2 protein-coding genes are annotated in these 388 nt (G+C 37.1%); both read right to left on the reverse strand.

The window, feature by feature from the left end:
* Positions 1-83: hypothetical protein (locus tag ER639_RS12625; RefSeq protein ID WP_368665668.1), on the reverse strand; the 83-nt coding region annotated here is incomplete at its 3' end.
* On the reverse strand, positions 73-388 hold a 316-nt coding region (locus tag ER639_RS12100), incomplete at its 5' end, for a molybdopterin dinucleotide binding domain-containing protein (protein WP_205757728.1). The genes ER639_RS12100 and ER639_RS12625, both read right to left, overlap by 11 nt.

The raw sequence follows: 388 nt of genomic DNA on the forward strand, positions 1-388 counted from the left end.
CTCTTACAAGTGACACTACAAGTATGACAACCTATACATTTATCTAAGTTTAATACCATTGCGATCTGTGCTTTAATCTTCAAGCCAGTCAACCTCCTTCAGTTTTCTAACAGCTACATAAACATCTCTTTGATTTCCAATAGGACCATAATAATTAAAGTGATAACTGATTTGTGCATAACCACCTACAAGTTGTGTTGGCTTTAAATGTATTCGTGTTGGTGCATTATGAGAACCACCTCTTGTTTCTGTAATTTCAGAACCTGGAGTTTCAATATGCTTATCTTGAGCGTGATACATAAACATCGTTCCTCTTGGCATACGGTGTGACACAACTGCTCGAGCAGTTACTACTCCGTTTCTGTTGTAAACTTCTAACCATTGATTG

It is taken from the genome of Macrococcus sp. DPC7161 (assembly GCF_004117835.1).
Classification (GTDB): Bacteria; Bacillota; Bacilli; order Staphylococcales; family Staphylococcaceae; genus SDSC01.